Genomic DNA, 23,219 nt, shown 5'->3' on the forward strand with positions numbered 1-23,219 from the left:
CGGACGTGGAAGCCTCAGCCCGCGTTCATCTGCTCGAACCACTCGGCCACGCACACCGCCTCGGGCGCTGCATCGGGTGCAAGGCCGTAGTAGTAACGCTCCAGCGTCATCCGCAACCCAGGCAGCGGCGATTGCAGTCGCCCCGAGGCCAGGTCATGCGCCACCAGCGAGGTCGGCGCGAGCGCGATGCCCAGCCCGTCGACCGCGGCCTGCAGCACGAAGTGCAGGTGATCGAACTGCAGCCGCCCAGCCGGCCGGGCGCGCGGTGCGCCGACCTGCTTCTTCCAGTCGTCCCAGTCGTCCTTGCGCGTGCGCGCCGACAGCAGCACGTGCGAGGCGAGGGCGCGCAGGTCGGGCAGCGGCTGCGCCTTGAAGAGCGCCGGCGCGCCGACCACCAGCACTTCGTCTTCAAGGAAAGGCCGCACCTGGATCGACGACGGCCAACCTTCGAGGCCGCGGCGCACGGCGATGTCGAAGCTGTCCGTGGCCTGCTCGGGCATGACGGTGCTGGTGACGACCTGCGGCTCGATATCGGGATGGCGTTCCACGAACGACGGCAGCCGCGGAATGAGCCAGCGCACCGCGAACGAGGGCCGCACGTTGATGCGCACCGCGCGCGCCGGGCCCTGCAGCTGCAGCGCGCGGGCCGCCGCGTGGATCTGCGCGAGCGCGGGCTCGGTCTCCGCAAAGAACTGCTGGCCCTCGGGCGTCAGCGTGACCTGCCGGATGCGGCGCTCGAACAGCGCCACGCCCAGGCAGGTTTCGAGGCTCTTGATCTGCCGGCTCACCGCGCTGTGCGTCACGTGCAGTTCGACCGCGGCACGCGTGAAGCTCAGGTGGCGGGCCGCCGCCACGAAGGCACGCACGGCATGGAGGGGCGGTTCGCGAAGCGGCATGCGTGCGATTTTCTCACGCATGCCGCGCGGGAATGTCGTTTGTCGGCGGGCGGCGCGAGCGGGCACGATACGGGCTCGATGTCCGCCGCACCACCGCTTTCTCCCGCCGTTCCCGTCCGTTCCACCGACCTGGATTCCCGCCACGCCGCGATGGCGCTCGGCCTCTCGCTGCCGGCCGACGTGGTGCTCTACCTGCTGCTGCCCATGTACGCGTCGCAGTTCGGCGTCTCGCTGGCCGAGGTCGGTCTGCTGCTGGCGGCCAACCGGCTGGTGCGCATCGCGGGCTACGGCTGGGTCGCGCGTTTCTATGCGCGCCACGGCGACCGGGCGAGCTGCACGCTGGCCGTGGTGGCCGCCGCCTGCTGCGGGCTGGGCTACGCCACGCTCTCGGGGTTTTGGGCGCTGCTGCCGCTGCGGCTGACCTGGGGCCTGTGCTTCGCGGCGCTCAACCTGTCGACGCAGGCCCTGGCCACGGCCGACCCGCTCGGTGCCGCGCGGCGCAGCGGGCGTTCGCGCGCCTTCATCGCGACCGGGCCGGTGCTCGCGCTGCCGCTCGGTGCGCTGCTGGCGTACACGGTCGGGCCGCGCGCGATCTTCGGCGTGCTGGCGGTGGTGTCGTTGCTCGCGCTGTTCGTCACGCGGCGGCTGCCGTCGAAGCCGCACCACAGTGCCGCGCCGACGCGGCGCTTCTCGCGGCCGAACGCGCTCGACGGCTGGTCGTTCATGGAAGGGCTGGCGCTCGACGGCCTCTTCATCGTGGGCCTGTCGTACCTCGGCAAGGACCTGCTGCCCGGCGGCGCGGTGATCGTGGCCGGTGTGCTGATGGCGCTGCGCTACCTCGCGGAAATCTTCCTCGGGCCGGTGGGCGGGCGCATGGCGGAGCACTTCGGCGCCGAGCGCCTGCTCGTGAGCCTGTCGCTGGTGACGTCGCTCGCGCTCGTGGGTTTTGGCCTGGGCTGGCTGTGGAGCTGCGCGGCGCTGATCGTGGTGCTGCGCGCGCTGCAGGTGCCGCTGCTGCCGCCCATCGTGGCGCGTCGCACGCCGGGGCCGGAGCGCGTGCGGGCGCTGGCGGCCCGCGCGGTCTGGCGCGACATCGGCGCGGGCGCCGGGCCCTTGCTGGCCGGCGTGCTGCTGCCCATTGCTTCGCCGCCGTGGATCTACGGCAGTGCCGCGCTGTTGCTGGCGGTGGCGGCGCTGGCGTGTGTGCGGCGTGCATCGCCATCCACCCCGATCCAGGAGAACATCACCCCATGACCACCATCGACACCGTCGCCCAACTCGAAGCCCTGTTTGGCCAGCCGGGCGAGGCTTCGCTCAAGAAGGAAGTGCCGTACCTGCACCCGAGCTACCAGGCGCTGATTGCGGCGTCGCCGTTCGCGGTGCTCGCGACCCTCGGCCCCGGCGGGCTCGATGCTTCGCCGCGCGGCGACGCCCCGGGCTTCGTCGCGGTGCAGGACGAGAAGACCTTGCTGCTGCCCGAGCGCCGCGGCAACAACCGCATCGACAGCCTGCGCAACATCGTGGCCGACCCGCGCGTGGCCTTGCTGTTCCTGATTCCGGGCGTGGGCGAGACGCTGCGCGTGAACGGGCGCGCGCGCATCAGCGTGGCACCCGAACTGCTGGCACGCTTCGCGGTGGAGGGGCGCGCGCCGCAGTGCGTGATCGAGATCGCCGTCGAGACCGTGTTCTTCCAGTGCGCCCGCGCCATCCAGCGCTCCAAGCTCTGGGCGCCGGTGCCGCAGGACGCGCCGCGCACCGTGCCGACGCCGGGCGCCATCCTTTCGGCGCTGACCGATGCGGCCTTCGACGGCGCCACCTACGACCGCGAACTGCCCGCGCGCCAGCAGGCCACGCTGTACTGAGCGGGCGCGGCGTACCGCCCGGTAGAACGAATGCACTAGCGGCCCAGGCCGCCGACCCCACGCCTGCACCGATTGCGAGCCTTCGCCACAATCGACCCAATGCGTTCTTCTCCGTTCTTCAAAATGGCCCTGTTGTTGGGCCTGCTCTCCGCCATCGGGCCTTTCGCGATCGACATGTACCTCCCGGCTTTGCCCGCCATCGGGCAGAGCCTGCATGCGGACATCGGCGCGGTGCAGATGAGCCTCACCGCCTTCTTCCTGTCGCTCGGCGCGGGCCAGCTGCTCTACGGCCCGATCTCCGACATGGTCGGGCGCAAGCCGCCGCTGTATGCCGGGCTGGTGCTGTTCGCGCTGGCCAGTGTGGGCTGCGCGCTGGCGACCGACATCCAGACCCTGATCGCGCTGCGCTTCGTGCAGGGCCTGGGCGCGGCCGCCGGCATGGCGATTCCGCGCGCCGTGGTGCGCGACCTGCACACCGGCACCGACGCCGCGCGGCTGATGTCGCTGCTGATGCTGGTGTTCAGCGTGTCGCCCATCCTGGCGCCGCTCGCGGGCAGCCTGGTCATCGCCTTCACCGGCTGGCGCGGCGTGTTCTGGGCCGTCACCATCGCCGCGGTGGCGGGCCTGGCCATGATGGTCAAGCTGCTCGACGAAACACGCCCGGCCTCGGAGCGTGTTGAAAGCAGCCTGGGCAGCGCGCTGTCGGCCTACTGGCTGCTGCTGCGCGACTGGCACTACCTCGGGCTGGTGTTCATCGGCAGCTTCGCCATGGCGGGCTTCTTCACCTACCTGGCGAATTCGTCGTTCGTGATGATCGACCACTACGGCCTGTCGCCCGCGATGTACAGCGTGGCCTTCGGCGTGAACGCGGCGGCCTTCATCGCGGCCTCGCAGTTCACGGGTTCGCTGGGCGAGCGCTACGGGCTGGTCAATCTCGTCAAGTTCGGCGTGGCCTGCTGCGGCGTGGCGATGGTCGCCATGTTCGTGTACTTCGCGATGGGCGGCGACAACCTGTGGGTGCTGATCGTCCTGTACTTCATCGCCTCGGGCTTCATGGGCCTGGTGATCCCGACCACCGGCGTGCTCGCGCTCGAGATGCACGGCGCCATCGCCGGCACGGCCTCGGCGCTGCTGGGCACGCTGCAGATGCTGACCGGCGCCTTGGCGATGGCGGTGGTGGGCCTGTTCTCCAACGGCCGTCCGCTGCCGATGGTGGCGGGCATGGCCGGCGGTGCGCTCATCGCGCTGGTGCTGACCTGGCTCACGCTGGGCGGTGTGCGCTCCGAGCCGACCGGGGGCAGGGCGCAGGAGGCCTGACATGACGGTCGCCATGACAGGCAACGGCCCGCAGGCCCAGCTCGACGGCCTGGCCGCGCCCGCGCGCGGCTGGGCGATGCTGGTCATCATCCTCGGGCTCACGGTGTCTGTGCTCGACGGCACCATCGTCAACCTCGCGCTGCCCGGCATCGCGCGCGAGTTGCAGGCCAGGCCGGCGCAAGCCATCTGGGTGGTCAACGCCTACCAGATCGCCACGCTGGTGATGCTGCTGCCGCTGGCCTCGCTGGGCGACCTCGTGGGCTACCGGCGCGTGTACCTGGTGGGCATGGCGGTGTTCACCGTGTCGTCGCTGGCCGCGACCTTCGCCAATTCGCTCGGCACGCTGATCGCGTCGCGCGCCCTGCAGGGGCTGGGCGCGGCGGGGATCATGAGCGTCAACGCGGCGCTGGTGCGGCTCACGTTCCCCTCGGCGCAGCTGGGGCGGGGCATGGCCATCAATTCGCTGGTGGTCGCCACCTCGTCGGTGGCCGGGCCTTCGGTGGCGGCGGCGATCCTGTCGGTGGCGTCGTGGCCGTGGCTCTTTGCCATCAACGTGCCGCTGGGCATCGTGACCTTCGCACTCGGCATGCGCGCGCTGCCGTTCAACCGCGCGGCGCCGGCCGCGGGCGCGCGCTTCTCGCTGGTCGACGTGACGCTCAACGTGCTGATGTTCTCTCTGGTCTTCCTCGGCGTGGACCACCTGGGCGTGCGCGAGGGCGGGGTGCAGGCCACGGGCACGCCGTGGTCGGCCTGGGCCACGCTGGGGGCCGGGCTGGCAGTGGGTTTCGTCTACCTGCGGCGCCAGCGCACGCAGGCGGTGCCGCTCTTTCCCATCGACCTGTTGCGCATCCCGGTGTTCGCGCTGTCGATGGGCACCTCGGTGGCGGCGTTCTGCGCGCAGATGCTGGCCTACATCGCACTGCCGTTCCTGCTGCTCGACGTGTACGGCCGCAGCCACATCGAGGCCGGCCTGCTCATCACGGCGTGGCCGCTGGCCATCGTGGTGATGGCGCCCATCGCCGGGCGGCTCATCGGGCGCTATCCCGACGGGCTGCTGGGCGGCATCGGCCTGGGTCTGCTGGCCGCCGGCCTGGCGCTGCTGGCGGCGCTGCCGGCGCATCCGGGCAATGCCGACATCGCCTGGCGCATGGCGCTGTGCGGCCTGGGCTTCGGCCTGTTCCAGTCGCCCAACAACCACACCATCGTGAGTTCGCCACCTGCGCACCGAAGTGGTGCAGCCAGTGGCATGCTGGGCACGGCGCGGCTCACAGGACAAACGCTGGGGGCCGTGGTGCTGGCGGCGGTGTTCAGTGTCTGGAGCCCGCACGGCGGACATGGCCCGGTGGTGGCGCTGGTGCTGGCGGCGGGCTGCGCGGCGGTGGCGGCGGTTTTCAGCAGTCTGCGGCTGAAGACGACAAGTCCGCATGCCTGAATAAGGTAGGGTACGGCCTCATGAAGGAAGTACCTGACACCGTGGTCTGTCCGGGCTGCGACGCGGTCTACGCCCGCACGCCGCTGGCGCCGCGCGACGTGGCCGAGTGCCCGCGCTGCGGCACCGAGCTCGACCGGCACCCGGGCGCGCAGCAGCGGCGCATCCTGCCGCTGACGGTCGCGAGCCTGATCATGTTCGCCATCGCCAACCTGTTCCCCATCGTCGAGATCGAGCTGCAGGGCCTGCGCAGCCAGACCACGCTGGCCGGCGCAGTGGTGGTACTGAGCGCCGAGGGCATGTCGCCGGTGGCGCTGCTGGTGCTGGCCACGACCATCCTGTTTCCGCTGCTGCAGCTGTGCATCCTGGCCTACCTGCTGGTGCCGCTGGCCCGCGCGCACCGGCCCTGGGGGTTTGCGGTGCTGGTGCGCATGATGCAGTCGCTGCGGCCCTGGGGAATGATCGAGGTCTTCCTGCTCGGCGTGCTGGTGGCGATCGTCAAGCTGTCGAGCATGGCGACGGTGGTGCCGGGGCCCGCGCTGTGGGCCTTCGTGGCGCTCACTGTGACGCTCACGGCCGTGCTGTCGTTCAACCCCGGTGCGTTCTGGGAGATGACCTTCCGCAAGGCCGATGAAGAAGACGCCGATGCCGATGCACCGGAGGTGCGCGCATGAACATGCGCGGGCTGCCCGCCCGCCTGGCCTCGGCACGTCCGTGGGAGGCGCAGGCCGACGACGAGCACGACCACGAGAACCCGGTGCCGACCGCAGCCGCGCTCGGCCTGCACGTCTGCACGCACTGCACGGCCGTCTGGCGCGATGCCGAAGATGGCGATGCCTGCGCCCGCTGCGGCACGCACCTGCACACGCGCAAGCCGCAGAGCCTGAACCGCACCTGGGCCTTCCTGATCGCGGCCTGCATCATGTACATCCCGGCCAACCTGCTGCCGGTGATGATCACGCGCACGCTGTTCGGCGCGCAGTACGACACCATCCTGAGCGGCGTCATCTACTTCTGGGTGTCGGGCGCCTGGGGGCTGGCGGCCATCGTGTTCATCGCCAGCTTCCTGGTGCCGCTGTTCAAGCTGGCGGTACTGCTCTTGCTTGTGGTGCTGGCGCAGCGACGCAGCAACTGGCGCCGGCGCGAGCGGGCCAAGCTGTATCACATCATCGAGATCATCGGACGCTGGTCGATGCTCGACGTGTTCGTGGTGTCGCTGCTGACCGGGCTGGTGCAGATCCAGGGCTTCGCGGTCATCACCGCGGGCGTGGGCATCGCGGCTTTCGGCGCGGTGGTGGTGCTGACCATGCTGGCCTCGCTGAGCTTCGACCCGCGCCTGACGTGGGACGGCCCGGTGCCGCAAGCCGACACGGACGAACGACAGATTGAAAGCAGGGAAGAAAAAATCGCATGAGTGAAGAAGACACGCAACCGCAAGACCGTCCGGCAGCGTCGGCCCCGCCCGCGCTGCCGAAGCCGAAAGTGGCGCGCCGCCGCGAATGGCTGCCCTCGCTGATCTGGCTGATTCCCATCGTCGCCGCGCTGGTCGGCGTGACGCTGGTGGCGCGCATCCTCATGGAGCGCGGCCCCGAGATCGTGCTCACCTTCAAGACGGCCGAGGGCCTCGAAGCCGGCAAGACCGCCGTGAAATACAAGGACGTGCAGATCGGCCTGGTGCAGAGCCTGCGGCTGGCGCGCGACCGCTCGCACGTGCGCGTGCTGGTGCAGCTCAATAAGGACGCCGAGGGCTTCACTTCGGCCGACTCGCGCTTCTGGGTGGTGCGGCCGCGGTTGGACACCTCGGGCATCTCGGGCCTGGGCACGCTGCTGTCGGGCGCCTACATCGGCGCCGACGCGGGCGTCGAGAAGGAAACCGCGGGCGAGTTCACCGGCCTCGAAGCCCCGCCCATCGTCACGCGCGGCGACTCGGGCCAGCAGTTTTTGCTGCGCGCGCGCGACGTGGGCTCGCTCGACGTGGGTTCGCCCGTGTACTTCCGGCGCATCAAGGTCGGGCAGGTCGCGGCCTACGAACTCGACGGCGACGGCCGCGGCGTCACGCTGCGGGTGTTCGTGAACGCGCCGTACGACAAGTTCGTCGGCATGAACACGCGCTTCTGGCAGGCCAGCGGCATCGACGCGCAGCTCAGCGCCAGCGGCTTCACGCTGCGCACGCAGTCGCTGGCCACCATCCTGCTCGGCGGCATCGCCTTCCAGGCGCCCGACGACGCCATGGGCCCGCTGGCCAAGGAGAACACGGCCTTCGTGCTGGCGCAGGACGAAAGCGCCGCCATGAAGGAGCCCGACGGCCCCTCGCAGACGCTGCTGATGTACTTCAACCAGTCGCTGCGCGGGCTCACGCCGGGCGCGCCGGTCGATTTCCGCGGCGTGGTGCTGGGCGAGGTGAAATCCATCGGCGTCGAGTTCGACCGCGCCGAGCGCGAGTTCCGCATGCCGGTGCTGGTGCAGATCTACCCCGACCGCCTGCGCCGCCGCGAAAGTGGCGCCGGTGCGCAAGCCACGGAGTCGCGCGCGACGCAGCAGGAACGGCTGCGCTTCCTGGCCGAGAAGGGCCTGCGCGCCCAGCTGCGCAACGGCAACCTGCTGACCGGCCAGGTCTACGTGGCGCTCGACTTCTTCCCGAAGGCGCCGCCCGCGAAGATCGACCTGTCGAAGAGCCCGATCGAGCTGCCGACCATCGCCAACGGCCTGGACGAGATCCAGTCGCAGGTGCAGGAAATCGCCACCAAGCTCAACAAGGTGCCCTACGAGCAGATCGCCACCGACCTGCGCACCACGCTGGCCACGCTCAACAAGACGCTCACCAGCACCGAGCAGACCGTCAGCCGCATCAACAGCGACGTGACGCCCGAGCTGGCCGCCGCCATGAAGGACGTGCGCAAGACCGTCAACTCGGCCGAACGCACGCTGGCCGACGACTCGCCGCTGCAGCAGGACATGCGCCAGACCCTGCGCGAGCTGACGCGCGCCGCCGGTTCGGTGCGCGTGCTGACCGACTACCTCGAACGCCATCCCGAATCGCTGCTGCGCGGCAAACCGGACGACAAGAAATGAAGACGACGACGACCTTCGCGCTCGCGGGCGCCGCCGCGTTGCTGGTGCTGGCGGGCTGCGCGAGCAAGCCCGACAGCTACTACACGCTGGCCAGCCCGCCCGCGCTCACCGATGCCGCGCCGCGCCAGAGCGATGCCGCCACGCCGCTGTACATCGAGCTCGCGCCCGTGGCCGTGCCCGAGCGGCTCGCGCGCCCGCAGATGGTGGTGCGCCGCCCGACCGGCGGCGTGCAGGTCGACGTGCTCGAGCAGCACCGCTGGGCCTCGTCCTTCGAGAACGAGCTGCGCGACGCACTGGGCAGCGGCATCGCCAGCCGGCTCGGCGCGCTCGACGTCACGCAGGGCGGCCGCCAGACCTCGCAGCCCGTGTGGCGCGTGGCGGTGCAGGTGCGCCAGTTCGAGATGGTGGACGGCGGGCGCGTGGACGCCGGCTTCACCTGGACCCTGCGCCGCTCCGACGAGGCGCGCACGCTGGTGTGCCGGCTCGACGCGGGCGAAGCCACCGGCGGCGGCATGGACGCGCTGGCGCAAGGCGCGCAGCGCGTGACGGCCGCGGCGGCGGCGGCCATGGCGCGCAGCGTGAACGCGGCGCGGACGAACCCGGGCGCGACGGCGTGCGCGACCTGAGGCTTTCACCTTTCCCCGACGGGGGAAGGCACCACGCGGTAATCCGATAGATCGGAGGCCCCATGGCACAGATCGGCAAGGCGCCCTGCGACGACACGCTGATCCTGCATGGGTCTCCACCTCCTGCGGAAGAGGGCGCCTGCCCCGAAGCCTCCAAGCCCTGGGTGCTCGCCGCGGCCATCGTCGGCTCGAGCATGGCCTTCATCGACGGCACCGTGGTCAACGTCGCCTTGCCTGCCATCCAGGCCGATTTGCACGCCACGGCCTTCCAGGCGCAATGGGTGGTCGAGTCGTACGCCTTGCTGCTCGCGGCGCTGTTGCTGGTGGGGGGCGCGCTCGGCGACCGCTACGGGCGGCGGCGCATCTTTGCCATCGGCGTCGTCGTGTTCGCGTTGTCGTCGGTGGGCTGTGCGCTTGCGGCCGACGTGCAGCAGCTCATCGCCGCACGCGCGATTCAAGGGATCGGCGGCGCGCTGCTGGTGCCGGGCAGCCTGGCGCTCATCAGCGCGTCGTTTCCTGAAAAAGAGCGCGGCAAGGCCATCGGCACCTGGTCGGGTTTCAGCGGCATCACGGCGGCGGTGGGGCCGGTGCTGGGCGGCTTCCTGGTCGATCACTTCTCGTGGATCTGGGCTTTTCTCATCAACGTGCCGATGGCGCTGCTGGTGCTGTGGATCGTGCGCCGCCACGTGCCCGAGAGCAAAGGCGCCGCGGCGCGCGGCGGGCTCGACCTGTGGGGCGCGTTGCTGGCGACCGCCGGGCTGGGTGGCATCGTCTACGCCTTCATCGAGGCGCCGACGCAAAGCTGGCGTTCGCCGGCCGTGCTCGCGGCGTTGGCGATCGGCGTCGCGGGCAGCGTCGGCTTCGTCATTGCTGAGCGCCGGGCGCGCACACCGATGTTGCCGCTGTCGCTGCTGCGCATCGGCAACTTCAGCGGCGCCAACCTGCTGACGCTGCTGCTGTATGCGGCGTTGGGCGGCGGGCTGTATTTCTTTCCGCTCAACCTGATCCAGGTGCAGGGCTACTCGGCCACGGTGGCGGGCGCGGCGCTGCTGCCGTTCATCTTCCTGATGTTCGCGCTCTCGGGCTGGGCCGGGCAACTGGTCGATCGTTTCGGGCCGCGCGTGCCGCTGGTCATCGGGCCGGCCATCGCGGCCGTGGGCTTTGCGCTGTTCGCGCTGCCGGGCGTGGGTGCGAGCTACTGGAGCGGTTTCCTGCCCGCCGTGGTGGTGCTGGGCTTCGGCATGACGGTGACGGTCGCGCCGCTCACCACCACGGTCATGAATGCCGTGGGGCCCGATCTCGCGGGCGTGGCCTCGGGCGTGAACAACGCGGTGTCGCGCGCGGCGGCGGTGCTGGCGATCGCGGTGTTCGGCGCCATCATGGCCTGGGCCTTCGACGCGGCGCTGGCCGAGCGGCTGCAGGCGATGGGCGCGTCGGACGAGGTGCGGGCTTTTCTTGCGGCCGGGCGCGACCGATTGGCCGCGGCCGGAGTGCCGCCGGGTGCCGATGCGGCCACGGTCGCCGCCGTGAAGCGCGCGGTGGCCGAATCGTTCGTCGCGGGCTTTCGCTGGGTGATGCTGCTGAGCGCCGGCCTGGCCGTGCTGAGTGCGGTGAGCGCCTGGCTGATGATCCGGCGCACGCCCGTGGCAAAGCCAGACAACAACAAGCCATGAGACAGGAGACAAACCACCGATGGAAGCAGCACAACCGGCCGACGCGCCGCCGCACGTCGATGTCCTGATCGTCGGTGCCGGCCTGTCCGGCATCGGCGCCGCCTGCCACCTGCAGGCCCAGTGCCCGGACCGCAGCTACGCGATCCTCGAAGGGCGCGAACGCAGCGGCGGCACCTGGGACCTGTTCCGCTACCCGGGCGTGCGTTCCGACTCCGACATGTACACGCTGGGCTACGTGTTCCGACCGTGGACGCAGGCCAAGGCGATCGCCGACGGCCCCTCGATCCTGCAGTACGTGCGCGACACCGCGCGCCAGCACGGCGTCGAGGACAAGATCCACTACCAGCACCGCGTGGTGCGTGCCGCCTGGTCGAGCGCCGACGCCTGCTGGACGGTCGACGTGGAGCAGGGCCCCGACAAGCGGCTCGTGCAGTGGCGCTGCAACTTCCTCTTCCTGTGCAGCGGCTACTACCGCTACGAGGCGGGCTACACGCCCGACTTCGCCGGCATGGCCGACTTCAAAGGCCGCATCGTCCATCCGCAGCACTGGCCCGCCGACCTGGACCACAGCGGCCGGCGCGTGGTCGTGATCGGCAGCGGCGCCACCGCGATGACGCTGGTGCCTGCGATGGCCCAGAGCGCCGCGCATGTCACGCTGCTGCAGCGCTCGCCGACCTACGTGGTGGCGCGCCCGGCCGAAGACCCGATTGCCAATCGCCTGCGGCGCCTGCTGCCGGCGATGGCCGCGTACCGCCTCACGCGCTGGAAGAACGTGACGCTCGGCATGCTGTTCTTCCGGCTCGCGCGGCGCAAGCCGGCGCGCGTCAGGCGCATGCTGTTGGGCGGCGTGCGCCACGCGCTCGGGCCCGGCTACGACATCGCCACGCACTTCACGCCGCGCTACAACCCGTGGGACCAGCGCCTGTGCCTCGTGCCCGACGGCGACCTGTTCGCCGCGCTCAACGCGGGGCGCGCCTCGATGGTCACGGACCACATCGACACCTTCACGCCCGAGGGCCTGCGGCTGAAGTCGGGCCGCGAACTCGAGGCCGACATCGTCGTCACCGCCACCGGCCTTGAATTGCAGGTGCTCGGCGGCATCGAACTGAGCGTGGACGGCCGCCGCGTCGACCCGGCGAGCACCTTCAACTACAAGGGCATGATGTACAGCGACGTGCCCAATCTGGCCTCGTCCTTCGGCTACACCAACGCCTCGTGGACGCTCAAGTGCGACCTGACCTGCGCCTACGTCTGCCGGCTGCTGAACCACATGCACGAGCACGGCTGGCGGCAATGCACGCCGCACAACGCGGGCCCCGACCTGTCGCCCGAACCGTGGATCGATTTCAGCTCGGGCTACGTGCAGCGCTCGCTCGACAAGTTTCCCAAGCAGGGCACGCACACGCCGTGGAAGCTGCACCAGAACTACCTGCGCGACATCCTCCTGCTGCGCCTCGGGCGCGTGGACGACGGGGTGATGGCGTTCTCGAATCGCGTGGCTTGACCGCGTTGCGTGACGCTGCGATGTATAGCTCTGCTCAATACAACATCAAAGATTTTTGAATTGGATCGATGGCAGGCGGCGGTGATTTACTCCGCCCGGCGTTGCACTCACTCTGCAAAAGACGGTGAGGCAGCGCCCGGGAATCACCCCACGACCCTGTGATGAGGAGACCTCATGAAGTCATCGATCCGTGCATCCCTGGCGGGCCTGCTGTTCGCAGCGCTGGCAGGACATGCAAGCGCTGCCTCGCTGGACGCTTTCGCGGCCACGCCGAATGCGGCCATCTCCGGCAACAACATCGAGAACCTGACGCAATCGACGCCCGAGATGTGCGCGTCGGCCTGCCTGGGCGCGCCACGCGGCGCCTGGTGCGTCTCGTTCGACTACAACAAGACCGCCCAGAGCTGCGACCTGAGCGACAAGCGCGCCGCCGACGTGGGCGGGCTGAAGACCGACTACCCCGGCAACCCCTATGACCACTACAGCCTCAAGCCCGATCCGCTGAAGCCTTTCACACGCACGCCCAATGCGGCCATCAGCGGCTACAACACCGAGGCCCTGCAGACCGTGACGCCCGCCGACTGCGCCAACGCCTGCACCGACGCGAGCCGCTCGTCGTGGTGCAAGTCCTTCGATTACCACAAGACCAACCAGCGCTGCGACCTGAGCGACAAGCGCGCCAGCGACATCGGCGGCCTGAAGACCGACTACCCCGGCAACCCCTACGACCACTATTCGCTGATCGCGGGCGAGGGCGTTCCCAACCCCGTGCCCGGCAACAAGCACATCCTGCTGATCGGCATCGACGGCCTGCGCGGCGACGCCATCCAGTGCGCGGGCTGCGTGCAGACGCCGGCGATGTCGGCGCTGATCGCCGGCGGTGCCTTCCACGGCAACGTGCTGGCGGGCGGCACCAAGCAGGCGACCGTGAGCGGGCCCGGCTGGTCGTCGGTGTTCACCGGCTTCTGGGCCGACAAGCACGGCGTGACCTCGAACACCACCACCTTGCCGCTGAAGAAGACGCACGTGTTCGACCAGATCAAGGCGGCCTGGCCGACGGCCACGACCGCGGTGGTGGGCGACTGGTTCAACATCACCCACAACCTGCGCCCGGCGCTGGCCGACTTCGTGATCGCCAACGCGGCCAAGAATTCGCAGCAGGCCACCGATGCCGTGAAGGGCTGGCTGAGCTGGAAGCACCCGCCGACGGCGATCTTCTACTACCTGCACAACGTCGACGTCCACGCGCCGAGCTACGACCCGTTCAATGCCTACTACCAGGGCAAGATCGCCGGCGAAGACCAGCAGATCCAGCAGGTGCTCACGGCGCTCACGTCGCGGCCGAACTACGCGAATGAAGAATGGCTGATCGTCGTCACCTCCGACCACGGCGGCATCGGCAGCAGCCACGGCGGGCAGACGGCGGCCGAGCGCGACACGCTGCTGATCCTGAACAACAACCACCAGAACCCGCTCAAGACCAGCTACTGCGTGGGCAACCTCGGGGGTACCGCATTGACGCAGGTGGACGGCACGACGCCGCACATCCTGGACTTCCTGGGCCTGCCGAACACCACCGAAGGGCAGAAGCACCCGGCGTGCGGGAACTGAGGACAGGCGAGTCCGGACGAGGCCGAAGGGGAGGGTAGCCCGCGCGCATGCCGTGTGCGGCAGGCGAAATGCCTACCCTTCGGCGATCGGCGGGTTGAACCCGCACATAATCTCGCGTTTTCTTTTGTTCTGAATCTCTCAGGTAGCCACGCCGTGTCGAAGCCAACCTGCCCCTGGACTTCGACCAACCCTTTCCGGTTGTGGTGCGCCCGTGTTCGAACGCTATTACCGCGAGCTGCTGAGCTTTCTGTCCCGCAAGGTTCCCGACCGCGCCACCGCGGCCGACCTGGCGCAGGAGAGCTACGTGCGGGTGTACGAGGCGCAGCGCACCGGCAGCGTGGTGCGCGATCCGCGCGCGCTGCTGTACCGCACGGCCCGCAACCTCGTCACCGACCACCACCGCCGCACCAGCGTGCGCGCGGGCGGCGACACGGCGGCGCCCGATGACGCACCGCCCGACGCCGACGACTGCATCGGCCCGCCCACCTTCGAGCCCGACGCCATCCTGTCGTCCACCCAGGGCATGGCGGCCATGGTCGAGACCATCGACCGGCTGCCTCCGCGCTGCCGCGAAGCCTTCGTGCTCTACAAGTTCGACGGGCTCTCGTACGCCGAGGTGGCTGCACGCATGGGCATTTCGGTGCGGACGGTCGAGATGCAGTTGCGCATTGCGATGGAGGCGTGCTGGGCGTGCCTGGAGCGGACCCGTGGTTCAGAGTGAGATGAGACGCCCCATTACAGGGTTTGACCACGCTCGTGCGTCTACCCCCATAAGAACGATCCCCACGTCATGACCCTCACGTCGCCACCGTCCGAAGAAGCCCTGCGCCTGCGACAGGACGTGCTGGACTGGTTCGTCCGCCGCCAGCGCGCGCAATGGAGCGCGTCCGACGAGCGCGCGTTCCAGGCCTGGCTCGGCGCCGATGCGCGCCATGGCGAGGCGTTCCGCGAATGGGAGTCGCGCTGGCGCGCCTTCGACGCGATCGCGCCCGAGACGGTCGCGGGCTGGCGCAGCGGCTTCGAAGGCCGCGCGCCCGCCGCACCCACGCGCCGCGGCTTCCTGAAGCCGGCTTTCGTGCTGGCTGCTTCCGGCATGGCGGTCGGTGCCGGCTACCTCGGCTGGCGCCATGTGCAGGCCCAGCCCGTGTTCGAACAGGCTTTCGCCACCCGGCGCGGGCAGCAGCTCGAAGCGCCGCTGCCCGACGGCTCCCGGCTGCGGCTGGACACCGCCACCCGCCTCGAAGTGCGCCTGTTCCGCGACCGCCGCGAGGTGACGCTGCTCGACGGGCAGGCGGTGTTCGCGGTGCAGTCCGATGCGAAACGCCCCTTCGACGTGCTGGCCGGTCCGCTGCGCGTGCGCGTGGTCGGCACGCGCTTTGCCGTGCGCCACACCCCCGGCATGCCGGGCGCCGATGGCACGCGGGTGTCGGTGGAAGAGGGCAAGGTGCGCGTGCTGCATCGGGCGCCGGATGCGACGAGCGAAGTCTTCCTCGTCGCCGGCCGCCAGGTGGAAAGCGATGCGCAGGGCCGGTTCTCCGCCGTCTCGGCCGTGCCGCGCGACGGCATCGCGCCCTGGCGCGAGCACCGCCTGAGCTTCGTCGACACGCCGCTGGCCCGCGCGCTGGCCGAACTGGAGCGCTACGGCAGCACCGGCCTGGTGGTGAACGACCCGGCCGTGGCGGCCCTGCGACTGAGCGGCACCTTCGACCCGAGGGACGCGCGCACGCTGCGGCGCGCCCTGGCCAGCGCCTTGCCGGTGCGGCTGAAGGAAGCCGGCGCGGTCGCGGAAATCCTGCCGGCCCCCTGAAACAAAAGAACCAAGAATTTCTCGCCGGCACTACGGGGATTCCGCCGGCTCGTGCGTCAGCCCAGATAGGAACCATTTGCATTCACTACCTGGAAGACGTTCGATGACGAAGCGCTTGAGAACAAAGATGACACCCGCGCCGCTGGCCCTGGCCGTTGCACTGGCCCTGGCGAACGCGCCCCTGATGGCCCGGGCGCAGGGCGCGCCCCAGCCGATCCACATCACGGCCCAGCCGCTGGCCGAGGCGCTCAACGACTGGGCGCGGCAGACCCGCATCCAGCTGGTCGTGCAGCAGAGCCTGGTCGCGGGCAAGACCGCGCCCGCCATCTCGGGCAGCCTCACGGCCCGGCAGGCGCTCGACCGGCTGCTGGCCGGCAGCGGCCTGGCGGCCACGATGGAAGGCAATGCGGCGGTCATCAAGACGGCGCCTGCCACGGGCGGCACGTCCACGCTGCCGGCCGTGACCGTCGTGGCCGACGGCGAGGAAAGCGCCACGGGCCGGGTGCAGGGCTACGTGGCCAAACGCAGCGCCACCGCCACCAAGACCGACACGCCGATCATCGAGACGCCGCAATCGATCTCGGTGATCACGGCCGACCGCATCGAGGCCATCGGCGCCACCAACCTCAAGGACGCGCTGGGCTACACGCCGGGCGTGTCGACCACCACCTACGGCGCCGACTCGCGCTACGACTGGATCTCGCTGCGCGGTTTCGACGCCTATTCGCCGGGCTTCTACCTGGACGGCCTGCCGCTGCGTAACAACAGCACCTGGGGCGTGTGGCGCACCGAGAACTACGGCGCCGAACGCATCGAGCTGCTGCGCGGCCCGTCGTCGGTGCTGTACGGCATGAGCGGCCCCGGCGGGGTGGTGAACGTGGTCAGCAAGCGCCCCACGGCGGAGCCCGTGCGCGAGCTGCAGCTGCAGGTGGGCGACCACGCCCGCAAGCAGGTGGCGGGTGATTTCTCGGGCGCGCTCGACGCCGACGGCAAGCTGCTGTACCGCATCACCGGCCTCGTGCGCGACGCGCAACTGCCGGCCGGCAAGGAGGGCGACGACCGCATGTACATCGCGCCTGCGCTCACCTGGAAGCCGTCGGGCGACACCACGCTGACCTTGCTGTCGCAGTTTTCGCGCACGCGCGGCGGGGTCTACACGCGCGCGCGGCCGCAGGTCGGCTCGCTCGATCCGACCGCCATCGGCACCACCATTCCCTCGAAACTGTTCGTCGGCGAGCCCGGCTTCGACCGCTTCGATCAGGACCAGCAGATGGTCGGCTACCAGTTCGAGCACCGCATCAACGACACCTTCACGGTGCGGCAGAACGCGCGCTACGCGCACCAGAAGCTCGACTACACGGGCACGCAGCTGAAGGGCTTCATGGCATTGAACCCCGACGTGCCGAACGACCCGCTCAACTTCCAGCAGATGTCGCGCAGCGTGTTCGGCAGCCGCGAGAACATCGGCGCCCTGGCGCTGGACAACCAGCTGCAGGCCGATTTCCGCCTGGGCGAGACGCAGCACAAGGTGCTGGTCGGGCTGGACTACCAGCGCACGCGCATCGACCAGATCACCTTCAGCGGCGGCAGCGCCTCGCCGCTGAACATCTACGCGCCGGTGTACGGCGGGCCGATCGAGCGGCCCGCACCGTACTTCGACGGCATTACGCGGCTCGCGCAGACCGGCGTCTACCTGCAGGACCAGATCAAGTGGGGCGAGCGCTGGACGCTGACGCTGGGCGGGCGCTACGACACCGCCGACAGCACCGTGGACAGCCGCCTCGACGGCTCGCGCCAGCGCATGCGCGACCACAAGTTCACCAGCCGGGCCGGCCTGGTCTACCTGCACCCGAGCGGTTGGGCGCCGTACCTGAGCTACTCGGAGTCGTTCGCGCCCACGGCCACCATCGACCCGGCGTCGGGCGACCCGTTCAAGCCCGAAAGCGGCAAGCAATACGAGGCCGGCGTGCGCTACCAGCCCACGGGCAGCAAGGCGATGTACAGCGCCGCCATCTTCGACCTGCGGCGCAAGAACTACATCAGCTACGACGGCGAGTTCATGCCCAAGCAGACCGGCGAGATCTCGGTGCGCGGCCTGGAGTTCGAGGCCACGGCCGAGATCGCTTCGCGCCTGAACCTCACGGCCTCGTACAGCTACACGCCGCGGGCCATCGTCACGGCCAGCAGCAACACGAGCGAGATCGGCAAGCAGGCCACGGCCGTGCCGCGCCACCGGCTGTCGGTGTGGGCGGACTACCGTTTCGCCGGCGGCGTGAAGGTGGGCCTGGGCGCGCGCTACACGGGCTCGAACTACGGCGACGGGGAGGCCGCGTGGCCGAGCAAGGTGCCGGCCTCGACGGTGTTCGACGCCATGCTCGGCTACGACATCGACCGCTGGAGCCTGGCGCTGAACCTGCGCAACCTGACCAACAAGACGTACTTCGCGAACTGCGGTTACCGCAACTGCTATTACGGCTATCCGCGCACGGCGACGGCCACGGCGACCTACCGCTGGTAGGTCAGCGACGCTGTGCCAACAGGTGCCGCCCCAGCGCCTCGAAGGCCGGCAGCGTGACCGGGTCGTTCGCGGCGTTGCCCGCGATCGGGTGCGAGGCGTAGCGCACGATCACCATCCCGGCCTTCGGGTCGATGTAGATGCGCTGGCCGTGCACGCCGCGCGCCATGTAGGCGCCGTGGTCGTTGTGCGTCACCCACCACATGTTGCGGTAGCTCCAGCCCTGCAGCAGCGGGTAGCCGCCCTTGACGAAGGCGGCCTTGTCGCCGCCGCGGCGGATGTCGTCGACGGCCGCCTTGGGCACGACCTGCTGGCCTTTCACGCGGCCGTCGTTGCGCAGCATCTCGCCGAAGCGCGCGAGGTCGCGCAGGCCGGTGTTCAGGCCGCCACCCGCGAAGGGCGTGCCGATGGAGTCGACGGTGAAGTAGGCGTCCTGCTCGGCGTCCAGGTGGCGCCAGATGCGTTCCGACAGCAGTTGCGCCACGGTGCGGCCGGTGGCGCGCGCGATCACCCAGCCCAGCACGTCGGAGTTGACGGTCTTGTAGCCGAAGCCTTCGCCGTGCCGTCCCTCGGGCTGCACGGTCTGCAGGAACTCGTAGTAGCTGCGCGAGCCGGTGTAGTCCTTCGGTTTGGGCAGCGGGTTGCCGGCCTGCGCATGGGCCCAGACCTCGGCCTTCGGGTCGGCGTAGTCCTCGCTGAACTTCAGGCCCGTGGTCATGTCGAGTACCTGGCGCACGGTGGCGTTGCCGAAGGCTGACTTCGCGAGCTTGGGCACGTAGTCGGCCACCTGCTTGTTGGCATCCAGCGTGCCCTCGGCCACCAGCATCGCGCCCAGCGTGCCGACCACCGACTTGGTGACCGACATCGCGCCGTGCTGGCCGTCGTCTTTCAGCACGCCGAAGTAGCGCTCATAGACCACGCGCCCGCGGTGCAGCACGAGGATGCCGTCGGTGTAGGTGGCGGCCAGCGACGCGTCCCAGGTCATGGGCGTCTTCGCGTCGAGCGGCGTGAAGCTGAGCGTGTCGATGTCCTTGCGCAAAGCATGGGGCAGGGCGGTGGGCGCACTGAGCCCGCGCGACACGTTCACGGTCGGCATCAGCTGGCGGAAATTCGACACGCTCCAGCGCATCGCCGGAAACCGGAAATAGCTGCCGTCCTCGAAACGCAGCGTGCGCTCGGGCGGCGGCGGCGAGCCGGTCATCCAGCCGAGCCGGGCGGGGTCGCTGGCGGCGGCGTCGGGGTAGGTGGCATCGGCCGCGCCGGCCGACACCGCGAAGGCGGCGAGCGCGGCGGTCAGCAAAGCCTGGGCGCCGAGGCGGGTTCTGGAAGGGGCGAACATGGCAGTTCCGAAGCGAAGGACCGGCCCATTGTGGCCCGCGGCCCGGCCTGCGAACTTCCCACTGACAGCCGCGGCGCAGGTTGACAATGCGCCGCTTCGGCTTTGATACTGAACCCTTCAGTTCATCATTCAACCCAAGGAGATTCCATGCAGAAGATCATTCCCTGCCTCTGGTTCGACGGCAACGGCGAGGAGGCGGTCAATTTCTACACCGCCATCTTTCCGAAGTCGCGCCTCACCGACACGCTGCTCTGGGGCGATGTGAATCCCGCCAAGAAGGGCAAGCTGCTCACGGCGACCTTCGAGCTCGACGGGCAGTCGTTCATGGTGCTCAACGGCGGGCCCGAGTACAAGATCACGCCGGCCATCTCGCTCATCGTGACCTGCGAGACGCAGGAGGAGGTCGACCACTACTGGGACAAGCTGCTCGAGGGCGGCGGCCAGCCCGTGCAGTGCGGCTGGCTCACCGACCGCTTCGGCGTGTCGTGGCAGGTCACGCCGATGCCGCTCATCCGCATGTTCCAAGACAAGGACGCGGCCAAGGCGGCCCGTGCGATGGCGGCCATGATGAAGATGATCAAGCTCGACATCGCCACGGTGAAGAAGGCCTTCGACGGGGAGTGACCCCCGCCGAGGCACCGATCAGACCAGCCGGCCGATCGGCTTCTTGCGCCACACCAGGCGGTAGTACGCGGTCTGCAGCAGCAGCATCGCGCCGAAGGTGACCGGGTAGGCGACCCAGATCCCGTCCAGGCCCATGCCGAAATGGCGGCTCATGAGCCAGGCCACCGGCACTTCGACGCCCAGGATGCAGACGATCGAGATCAGCGTCGGCACCAGCACCGAGCCGCTGGCGCGCATGATCCCCGAGATCGCCGAGGCCATGCCGAACAGCACCAGGCTCCACAGCATGATGTGCAGCAGGTTCTGCGCGATCTCGATCACCGGTGCGCTGGTGATGAAGAAGCCCATCAGCGGACGCGAGAACAGGTAGCCCAGCAGCACCAGCCCGCCCGTCAGCACGAGGTTCATGCCCAGCGCGGTCTGCACGATCGCGCCGAGCCGGTTGGCGCGGCCCGCGCCGATGGCCTGCGCGCCGAGGATCGACGTGGTGATGGCGATCGAGATGGCCGGGAACTGCACGTAGGCCACCACCTGGTTCACCGCGCCGTAGGCGGCCGTGGCGTTGGAGCCGTAGCTGTTGACCATCGACAGCAGCACCACTTCGGCCAGCGCCACCACGATCATCTGCACGCCGGTGGGCACGCCGATCTTCAGCACCGCCTTCAGCAGCTGCGGCTGGATGCGCAGGCAGCGCACGAACTCCGCGTCGGGGGCGAGCGGGCTCTTTTTCTGGCGCAACCGAAAGCCCAGCCACGTGGTCGCGACCGCGAACGAGAGCACCGAGGCCCACGCGCCGGCCGCCACGCCCAGCTGCGGCAGCCCGCCCCAGCCGCGGATGAGCGCGGGCGTGACCACCAGGCCGATGGCCGTGGAAATCAAGAGCGTCAGCAGCGGCGTGATGGTGTCGCCCACACCGCGCAGCATGGCGGTGGCCAGCAGGAACAGGAACACGCCGGGCATCGCGATCAGCATGATGCGGGCGTAGCGCGTGGAGTCGGCCAGCACGTCGGGCGGCGTGCCCAGCATGGCCAGCATCGGCGTGGTGAAGAGGCCCCCGAACACCGCGATCGCCAGCCCCAGCAGCAGGCCCACCGTGAGCGTGGTGCCCGCCACCGCCTTGGCCTTGGCCGCGTCGCGCGCGCCCCAGGCCTGGCCGATGAGCACCGAGGCGCCCGCGCCCAGGCCGATGATGAAGGCGATGAAGAAGAACATCACCGGGAAGAAGCTCGACACCGCCGCCAGCGCGCTCACGCCGAGCATCTGCCCGACGTAGACGTTGTTGATGGTGCCGGAGAGCGACTGCAGGATGTTGCTGAGCAACATCGGCGCCAGGAAGAACAGGAACACCTTCCACAGCGGACGCGGCGCACCCACCGGCGCCACGGGCACGCCGCGCAGTCCGCTCGGGTTGCCGGGGCTGGTGGTGGTGCTGCTGCTGTCGGGCGCCGCGCTCATGCGGCACCCCAGCCACCGGCCGACAGCTTGTGCAGGTGCACACGCAGGTCGGTGGGCCAGGGTTCCACGAGGTCGCTGAAGCGCTGATGCTCGCCCGCGAACAGGGCGCGCGTGGCTTCCTCGAAGCCGGGCAGGTTGCCCGCGATGGCGGTCATGAAGCGGTAGGTGGCTTCGCGCGCGGCGCGCACCGTGTCGCGGTCGGCGTGCACGTGACGCGCGTCGTCGACCAGCTTGCGCAGCGCCACCGAGGCGCCGCCCGGCTGGCGGCCGAGCCAGTCCCAGTGACGCGGCAGCAGCGTGACTTCGCGCGCCACCACGCCCAGGCGCGGACGGCCGACGCCGCGCGGTGCGTCTTCGTGTTTCTCGGCTTCGAGCGCGGAGGTCTCGATGGCCTTCGGGTCGCGCAGGTCGACATCGAGCTGCTCGCCGGTCTGGTCGTCGAACACGAGGCAGGTGGCGGCGTCGCCGCGCTCGCGCAGTTGCGTGAGCACCTGGGCCTTGGTGCCGGCGGCGACGCGCTGGAAGCCGGCAAACGCAGTGAATGTGGTCGGTAGTTCGTCGGGTGACATGCAGATTCTTTTTGGGTTGTCGATCCGGGCGGAACGAAACGAGGTTCGTAATCTACCCGCAGGACGGTTCAGGCGTGCGGCGTGTCGTGATCGCACAGCACCCGCAGCGCGGCATGCAGGTCTGGCAGGCGTTGCGGGTCCAGCGATTTCACGGCATCGACGCAGATCGCTTCGACGGTGGTGATGGCGGCTTGCATCAACTTCCTTCCGCCGCTGCGAATATTCGCATGGCGCCGGGGGTCGCCATCTGTTCCCGTCGTGCGCTCGGCCAGGCCGGTCTTTTCGAGCAGCACCATCTTGCGGATGAGCGCCGACATTGGCAACCCCAGCGTGTGCGCGAGCTCGGCCATCGGCATGGCGCCGTTGCCGGTACGCAGCAACAGGTGGAGCAGGGTGAAGTCGTCGTAGTCCAACCCGTGGAAGGCGCCCAGGTCCTCGTTGAGTTTCAAGCTCAGGCTGGCGTGGGCGCGGCCGAGGTCGAGGCAAAAGCCCAGTGCGTCGGTGCTCATGGCGTGTTGTAGCCCTTGTCAGTGGTGCACTGGAGCTCCTCGCGCCAGAGCTCCAGCAGCTTTTCCAGCTCCGCCGCGCGGTCGAAGGCGGGGTCGTCGCGCTCCTTCACCCGGTCGATCACCTCGAAGCCGAAGTGCGTCGCGCCCTGCGCCACCCAGTCGTGCTGCAAGGCCTTGTTGCGGTGCGAGCGCAGGTTCAGCTCGAAGCGGGCGCGGTTCATCGCACCTTCGACGTCGAGGCTGCCGGCCACGTAGACGCGGCCGTCCATCAGGTTGCGGATGACGAAGACGCCCGCGGGGCGCACGCTGTCCTTGTATTGCTTGACGAGGGTACGTCGGGTGGAAGGAGATGGATTCATCTCCAAATATTACCCGGGCAAAATATAAAACACAATACACCCGGGTAAAAAT

21 protein-coding genes are annotated in these 23,219 nt (G+C 69.5%); 15 read left to right on the forward strand and 6 right to left on the reverse strand.

Features of this window, described 5'->3' with window-relative positions:
• Positions 1-14: 14 nt before the first annotated feature.
• Positions 15-896, reverse strand: a complete 882-nt coding sequence (locus AC07O4_RS05920) for a LysR substrate-binding domain-containing protein (protein ID WP_495303991.1) — start codon at positions 894-896, stop codon at positions 15-17.
• Positions 897-974: 78 nt separating this feature from the next.
• Between AC07O4_RS05920 and AC07O4_RS05925 the strand changes: the two genes are divergently transcribed.
• The 14 genes from AC07O4_RS05925 (at position 975) to AC07O4_RS05990 (ending at position 18,315) form a co-directional block, all read left to right on the forward strand.
• Positions 975-2,150: an MFS transporter gene (locus AC07O4_RS05925; protein WP_495303992.1), complete on the forward strand. Its 1,176-nt coding sequence runs from the start codon at positions 975-977 to the stop codon at positions 2,148-2,150.
• The gene (locus tag AC07O4_RS05930) at positions 2,147-2,758 is read left to right on the forward strand and encodes a pyridoxamine 5'-phosphate oxidase family protein (protein ID WP_495303993.1); all 612 of its coding nucleotides are present in this window, start codon (positions 2,147-2,149) and stop codon (positions 2,756-2,758) included. Before AC07O4_RS05925 ends, AC07O4_RS05930 begins: the two co-directional genes overlap by 4 nt.
• Before the next feature lie 99 nt (positions 2,759-2,857).
• Positions 2,858-4,075, forward strand: a complete 1,218-nt coding sequence (locus AC07O4_RS05935; RefSeq protein ID WP_185993570.1) for a multidrug effflux MFS transporter — start codon at positions 2,858-2,860, stop codon at positions 4,073-4,075.
• A gap of 1 nt (position 4,076) precedes the next feature.
• Entirely contained in the window at positions 4,077-5,507 is a 1,431-nt protein-coding gene (locus AC07O4_RS05940; RefSeq protein ID WP_495303994.1) for an MFS transporter, read from the forward strand.
• 20 nt (positions 5,508-5,527) lie between these two features.
• Positions 5,528-6,178 carry a paraquat-inducible protein A gene (locus AC07O4_RS05945; protein ID WP_095745301.1) on the forward strand — a complete coding sequence of 217 codons (651 nt, stop codon included), beginning with the start codon at positions 5,528-5,530 and terminating at the stop codon, positions 6,176-6,178.
• A 2-nt stretch (positions 6,179-6,180) separates the two neighbouring features.
• Positions 6,181-6,918, forward strand: a complete 738-nt coding sequence (locus AC07O4_RS05950; protein WP_095747606.1) for a paraquat-inducible protein A — start codon at positions 6,181-6,183, stop codon at positions 6,916-6,918.
• Positions 6,915-8,576, forward strand: a complete 1,662-nt coding sequence (locus AC07O4_RS05955) for a PqiB family protein (protein ID WP_070060642.1) — start codon at positions 6,915-6,917, stop codon at positions 8,574-8,576. Before AC07O4_RS05950 ends, AC07O4_RS05955 begins: the two co-directional genes overlap by 4 nt.
• Positions 8,573-9,202 carry a PqiC family protein gene (locus AC07O4_RS05960; protein ID WP_139705864.1) on the forward strand — a complete coding sequence of 210 codons (630 nt, stop codon included), beginning with the start codon at positions 8,573-8,575 and terminating at the stop codon, positions 9,200-9,202. The genes AC07O4_RS05955 and AC07O4_RS05960 overlap by 4 nt, the downstream gene beginning before the upstream one ends.
• A gap of 62 nt (positions 9,203-9,264) precedes the next feature.
• Positions 9,265-10,875, forward strand: coding sequence for an MFS transporter (locus AC07O4_RS05965; protein WP_495303995.1), 1,611 nt, complete (start codon positions 9,265-9,267; stop codon positions 10,873-10,875).
• Between the two features lie 19 nt (positions 10,876-10,894).
• Positions 10,895-12,379 carry a flavin-containing monooxygenase gene (locus AC07O4_RS05970; protein ID WP_495303996.1) on the forward strand — a complete coding sequence of 495 codons (1,485 nt, stop codon included), beginning with the start codon at positions 10,895-10,897 and terminating at the stop codon, positions 12,377-12,379.
• A gap of 174 nt (positions 12,380-12,553) precedes the next feature.
• On the forward strand, positions 12,554-13,990 hold the full coding sequence (locus AC07O4_RS05975) for a PAN domain-containing protein (protein WP_495303997.1): 1,437 nt from the start codon (positions 12,554-12,556) through the stop codon (positions 13,988-13,990).
• A 211-nt stretch (positions 13,991-14,201) separates the two neighbouring features.
• The gene (locus AC07O4_RS05980) at positions 14,202-14,711 is read left to right on the forward strand and encodes an RNA polymerase sigma factor (protein WP_495303998.1); all 510 of its coding nucleotides are present in this window, start codon (positions 14,202-14,204) and stop codon (positions 14,709-14,711) included.
• Positions 14,712-14,780: 69 nt separating this feature from the next.
• Positions 14,781-15,797 (forward strand): FecR family protein, encoded by a 1,017-nt coding sequence (locus tag AC07O4_RS05985; protein ID WP_495303999.1) that lies wholly within the window; start codon positions 14,781-14,783, stop codon positions 15,795-15,797.
• A 103-nt stretch (positions 15,798-15,900) separates the two neighbouring features.
• Positions 15,901-18,315: a TonB-dependent siderophore receptor gene (locus AC07O4_RS05990; RefSeq protein WP_495304000.1), complete on the forward strand. Its 2,415-nt coding sequence runs from the start codon at positions 15,901-15,903 to the stop codon at positions 18,313-18,315.
• Position 18,316: 1 nt separating this feature from the next.
• Here the strand turns inward: AC07O4_RS05990 and AC07O4_RS05995 are convergent, their stop codons facing one another.
• The gene (locus tag AC07O4_RS05995; RefSeq protein WP_495304025.1) at positions 18,317-19,513 is read right to left on the reverse strand and encodes a serine hydrolase domain-containing protein; all 1,197 of its coding nucleotides are present in this window, start codon (positions 19,511-19,513) and stop codon (positions 18,317-18,319) included.
• Positions 19,514-19,798: 285 nt separating this feature from the next.
• On the opposite strand from AC07O4_RS05995, the gene AC07O4_RS06000 reads away from it, so the two are divergent.
• Positions 19,799-20,275 carry a VOC family protein gene (locus tag AC07O4_RS06000; RefSeq protein WP_495304002.1) on the forward strand — a complete coding sequence of 159 codons (477 nt, stop codon included), beginning with the start codon at positions 19,799-19,801 and terminating at the stop codon, positions 20,273-20,275.
• 18 nt (positions 20,276-20,293) lie between these two features.
• Here the strand turns inward: AC07O4_RS06000 and AC07O4_RS06005 are convergent, their stop codons facing one another.
• From AC07O4_RS06005 to AC07O4_RS06020, 4 genes are all read right to left on the reverse strand, one after another.
• Complete coding sequence (locus AC07O4_RS06005; RefSeq protein ID WP_495304003.1) at positions 20,294-21,730, reverse strand: MATE family efflux transporter; 1,437 nt, start codon at positions 21,728-21,730, stop codon at positions 20,294-20,296.
• Positions 21,727-22,299, reverse strand: a complete 573-nt coding sequence (locus tag AC07O4_RS06010) for a DUF2239 family protein (RefSeq protein WP_070060635.1) — start codon at positions 22,297-22,299, stop codon at positions 21,727-21,729. Before AC07O4_RS06010 ends, AC07O4_RS06005 begins: the two co-directional genes overlap by 4 nt.
• Before the next feature lie 68 nt (positions 22,300-22,367).
• A complete protein-coding gene (locus AC07O4_RS06015; protein ID WP_495304004.1) occupies positions 22,368-22,808 on the reverse strand; it encodes a MarR family winged helix-turn-helix transcriptional regulator in 441 nt (146 codons plus the stop codon).
• Positions 22,805-23,167, reverse strand: a complete 363-nt coding sequence (locus tag AC07O4_RS06020) for a GIY-YIG nuclease family protein (protein WP_159271826.1) — start codon at positions 23,165-23,167, stop codon at positions 22,805-22,807. The genes AC07O4_RS06015 and AC07O4_RS06020 overlap by 4 nt, the downstream gene beginning before the upstream one ends.
• Positions 23,168-23,219: the final 52 nt, after the last annotated feature.

The organism is Variovorax sp. GW821-FHT09D04, assembly GCF_059416405.1.

Excerpts from the sequence above, each read along its gene's own strand:
- AC07O4_RS05925 (WP_495303992.1), top strand. The coding sequence starts at position 975 with ATGTCCGCCGCACCACCGCTTTCTCCCGCCGTTCCCGTCCGTTCCACC.
- AC07O4_RS05945 (WP_095745301.1), top strand. The coding sequence starts at position 5,528 with ATGAAGGAAGTACCTGACACCGTGGTCTGTCCGGGCTGCGACGCGGTC.
- AC07O4_RS05965 (WP_495303995.1), top strand. The coding sequence starts at position 9,265 with ATGGCACAGATCGGCAAGGCGCCCTGCGACGACACGCTGATCCTGCAT.
- AC07O4_RS05995 (WP_495304025.1), bottom strand. The coding sequence starts at position 19,513 with ATGACCGGCTCGCCGCCGCCGCCCGAGCGCACGCTGCGTTTCGAGGAC.
- AC07O4_RS05985 (WP_495303999.1), top strand. The coding sequence starts at position 14,781 with ATGACCCTCACGTCGCCACCGTCCGAAGAAGCCCTGCGCCTGCGACAG.
- AC07O4_RS05975 (WP_495303997.1), top strand. The coding sequence starts at position 12,554 with ATGAAGTCATCGATCCGTGCATCCCTGGCGGGCCTGCTGTTCGCAGCG.
- AC07O4_RS05940 (WP_495303994.1), top strand. The coding sequence starts at position 4,077 with ATGACGGTCGCCATGACAGGCAACGGCCCGCAGGCCCAGCTCGACGGC.
- AC07O4_RS05930 (WP_495303993.1), top strand. The coding sequence starts at position 2,147 with ATGACCACCATCGACACCGTCGCCCAACTCGAAGCCCTGTTTGGCCAG.
- AC07O4_RS06020 (WP_159271826.1), bottom strand. The coding sequence starts at position 23,167 with ATGAATCCATCTCCTTCCACCCGACGTACCCTCGTCAAGCAATACAAG.
- AC07O4_RS05990 (WP_495304000.1), top strand. The coding sequence starts at position 15,901 with ATGACGAAGCGCTTGAGAACAAAGATGACACCCGCGCCGCTGGCCCTG.
- AC07O4_RS05970 (WP_495303996.1), top strand. The coding sequence starts at position 10,895 with ATGGAAGCAGCACAACCGGCCGACGCGCCGCCGCACGTCGATGTCCTG.
- AC07O4_RS06000 (WP_495304002.1), top strand. The coding sequence starts at position 19,799 with ATGCAGAAGATCATTCCCTGCCTCTGGTTCGACGGCAACGGCGAGGAG.
- AC07O4_RS05920 (WP_495303991.1), bottom strand. The coding sequence starts at position 896 with ATGCCGCTTCGCGAACCGCCCCTCCATGCCGTGCGTGCCTTCGTGGCG.
- AC07O4_RS05960 (WP_139705864.1), top strand. The coding sequence starts at position 8,573 with ATGAAGACGACGACGACCTTCGCGCTCGCGGGCGCCGCCGCGTTGCTG.
- AC07O4_RS06005 (WP_495304003.1), bottom strand. The coding sequence starts at position 21,730 with ATGAGCGCGGCGCCCGACAGCAGCAGCACCACCACCAGCCCCGGCAAC.
- AC07O4_RS05950 (WP_095747606.1), top strand. The coding sequence starts at position 6,181 with ATGCGCGGGCTGCCCGCCCGCCTGGCCTCGGCACGTCCGTGGGAGGCG.
- AC07O4_RS06015 (WP_495304004.1), bottom strand. The coding sequence starts at position 22,808 with ATGAGCACCGACGCACTGGGCTTTTGCCTCGACCTCGGCCGCGCCCAC.
- AC07O4_RS05935 (WP_185993570.1), top strand. The coding sequence starts at position 2,858 with ATGCGTTCTTCTCCGTTCTTCAAAATGGCCCTGTTGTTGGGCCTGCTC.
- AC07O4_RS05955 (WP_070060642.1), top strand. The coding sequence starts at position 6,915 with ATGAGTGAAGAAGACACGCAACCGCAAGACCGTCCGGCAGCGTCGGCC.
- AC07O4_RS06010 (WP_070060635.1), bottom strand. The coding sequence starts at position 22,299 with ATGTCACCCGACGAACTACCGACCACATTCACTGCGTTTGCCGGCTTC.